Raw genomic sequence first — 3,176 nt, 5'->3', positions numbered from 1 at the left:
GGGCCCGGGAAGGGCGACGGGCCGCTCCGTTCGCCGGCCCGTCGACCGGCCTCAGAGGCGGCTCGACGCGGCCGGGCGTCGTCGCGGAGGGCGCCGATCAGGCGTGCCGTCCGGCGGCCGAGGGACAGGGCGCGATGCAGGTCGAAGGCCATGGGCGTGAATCTAGTGGACGCGCGGGCCCGGCGTCCGGGTCGGGTCGGCGGCGGGACATGAGAGACTAGGCGGTCAGAGTCCCGTCCCCGTCACCCGTAGAGGAAGTGCCCGTGTCGCCCCTGGCGTCGAACCCCCCGGTGCCCGCTGCCACCGACCCCTCGGTGATCCGCAACTTCTGCATCATCGCCCACATCGACCACGGCAAGTCCACGCTGGCGGACCGCATGCTGCAGGCCACCGGCGTCGTGCAGCCTCGCGACATGAAGGCCCAGTACCTGGACCGCATGGACATCGAGCGTGAGCGCGGCATCACCATCAAGTCCCAGGCCGTGCGCATGCCCTGGTCCGTGGACGGGGTGGACTACGCCCTGAACATGATCGACACCCCCGGGCACGTGGACTTCACCTATGAGGTCTCCCGCTCGCTGGCCGCATGCGAGGGCGCGATCCTGCTGGTGGACGCCGCCCAGGGCATCGAGGCCCAGACCCTGGCGAACCTCTACCTCGCCATGGAGCACGAGCTGGAGATCATCCCCGTGCTCAACAAGATCGACCTGCCCGCCGCGGATCCGGACCGCTACGCGGCCGAGCTGGCCTCCCTGATCGGCTGCGAGCCCGAGGACGTGCTGCGCGTCTCCGGCAAGACGGGCGTCGGCGTCGAGGACCTGCTGGACCGCGTGGTCCGCGCCATCCCCGGCCCGGAGGGGGACGCGGACGCCCCGGCCCGCGCGATGATCTTCGACTCCGTGTACGACACCTACCGGGGCGTCGTCACGTACGTGCGCGTCGTGGACGGCCGGCTCTCCCCGCGGGAGAAGGTCCGCATGATGTCCACGGGCACCACCTACGAGCTCCTCGAGATCGGCGTCTCCTCCCCGGAGCCCGTGCCCACGAACGGTCTGGCCGCGGGCGAGGTGGGCTACCTCATCACCGGCGTGAAGGACGTGCGTCAGTCCAAGGTGGGCGACACGGTCACCAACCACGCCCACCCGGCGGAGCAGTCCCTGGGTGGCTACGAGGACCCCAAGCCCATGGTGTTCTCGGGCCTGTATCCCATCGACGGCTCGGACTATCCCGTGCTGCGTGACGCCCTGGACAAGCTCAAGCTCAACGACGCCGCGCTCGTCTACGAGCCGGAGACCTCGGTCGCGCTGGGCTTCGGCTTCCGCGTCGGCTTCCTCGGTCTGCTGCATCTGGAGATCGTGCGCGAGCGCCTCGAGCGCGAGTTCGACCTCGATCTCATCTCCACCGCGCCCAACGTGGTCTACGAGGTCACCCGGGAGGACCGTGAGGTCGTCACCGTGACCAACCCCTCCGAGTTCCCCGAGGGCAAGATCCTCGAGGTGCGCGAGCCCATGGCCTCGGCCACGATCATCGTGCCGGCGGAGTTCATCGGCGCCGTCATGGAGCTGTGCCAGGCCAAGCGCGGCAACCTCAAGGGCATGGACTACCTCTCCGAGGAACGCGTGGAGATCCGCTACTGGATCCCCCTGGCCGAGATCGTGTTCGACTTCTTCGACCAGCTCAAGTCCCGCACCAAGGGGTACGCCTCGCTGGACTGGAAGGCCGACGGCGACCAGGTCGCCGACCTCGTCAAGGTGGACATCCTGCTCCAGGGCGAACAGGTGGACGCGTTCTCCTCCATCACCCACAGGGACAACGCCTACGCGTACGGCGTGATGATGACGGGCAAGCTCAAGGAGCTGATCCCGCGCCAGCAGTACGAGGTGCCGATCCAGGCCGCCATCGGCTCGCGCATCATCGCCCGCGAGAACATCCGCGCGATCCGCAAGGACGTGCTCTCCAAGTGCTACGGCGGAGACATCTCCCGCAAGCGCAAGCTGCTCGAGAAGCAGAAGGAGGGCAAGAAGCGCATGAAGATGGTCGGCCGGGTCGAGGTCCCGCAGGAGGCCTTCATCGCCGCCCTATCCTCGGACGGCGCCGGCGCCGACCAGGCCGCGAAGAAGTAAGTGCCCGCCCTGCCCCTCGGCGAGCCCGTCCCCGACGACGGCCGGCTGCCGGCCGACGTCGGGCAGCGGGTGCGCGCGGCCGCCCGCGACGGCGCGGCGCGCACCTTCAGCCTGTACGTCCACGTGCCGTTCTGCACGGTGCGCTGCGGCTACTGCGACTTCAACACGTACACGGCCGTCGACTTTGGCCCCGGCGCGGGTCGCGGCGACTACTGGGAGTCGGCGGTCGCGGAGCTGGACTTCGCCGCGGACGTGCTCGCGTCCTCGGACGTGCCCGCCCGCCCGCTGCACACGGTGTTCTTCGGCGGCGGCACGCCCACGCTCCTGCCGGCCGCGGACCTCGTGCGCATCCTCCAGGCGGCGGTGGACCGGTTCGGGATCGCGCCCGGCGCGGAGGTGACCACCGAGGCCAACCCGGACACGATCACCCCGGAGTACGCCCGCCAGCTCGCGGCCGGCGGCTTCACCCGCCTCTCCCTGGGCATGCAGTCCGCGATGCCGCACGTGCTCGCCACGCTCGAGCGCACCCATCGGCCCGAGTCCGTCCCCGCCGCCGTCGCCGCGGCCCGCGAGGCCGGCCTGGAGGTGTCCCTGGACCTGATCTACGGGACCGCGGGGGAGTCCCTCGCCGACTGGCGGGCCACGCTCGAGGCCGCAGTCGTCCTGGCCCCGGACCACGTGAGCGCGTACTCGCTGATCGTGGAGGAGGGCACCAAGCTCGGGGCCCAGGTGGCCCGCGGCGAGGTGGCGGACGTGGACCCCGACGACCAGGCGGACAAGTACCTGCTCGCCGAGGAGCTGCTCAGCGCCGCCGGCTACCGCTGGTACGAGGTGTCCAACTGGGCGCGGGATCCGCGGGGGTCCGGGGTCCACCGCGCGCGGCACAACGTGGCGTACTGGGAGGACCAGGACTGGTGGGGGATCGGCCCGGGCGCGCACTCGCACCTCGCCGGCGTCCGGTTCTGGAACGCCAAGCACCCCGCCGCCTACGCGCAGCGGCTGGCCACGGGGGTCACCCCCGCCGTCGGCCGCGAGCGGCCCGACGCCGACGCG

General features: G+C 71.2%; 2 protein-coding genes. Both read left to right on the top strand.

Annotated features, from left to right (window positions below):
• Window positions 1-263 precede the first annotated feature (263 nt).
• A complete protein-coding gene (gene lepA, locus HMPREF3105_RS04855) occupies window positions 264-2,123 on the top strand; it encodes a translation elongation factor 4 (RefSeq protein WP_036317188.1) in 1,860 nt (619 codons plus the stop codon).
• Window positions 2,124-3,176 (top strand): radical SAM family heme chaperone HemW (hemW, locus tag HMPREF3105_RS04850; protein ID WP_070708883.1); only part of this gene is annotated, 1,053 nt, incomplete at its 3' end.

Origin of the sequence: Micrococcus sp. HMSC31B01 (assembly GCF_001816085.1) — a bacterium.
GTDB lineage: Bacteria > Actinomycetota > Actinomycetes > Actinomycetales > Micrococcaceae > Micrococcus > Micrococcus luteus.
Note: the sequence above shows the minus strand (reverse complement) of the source record. Positions and strands in the feature narration are given on the sequence as shown.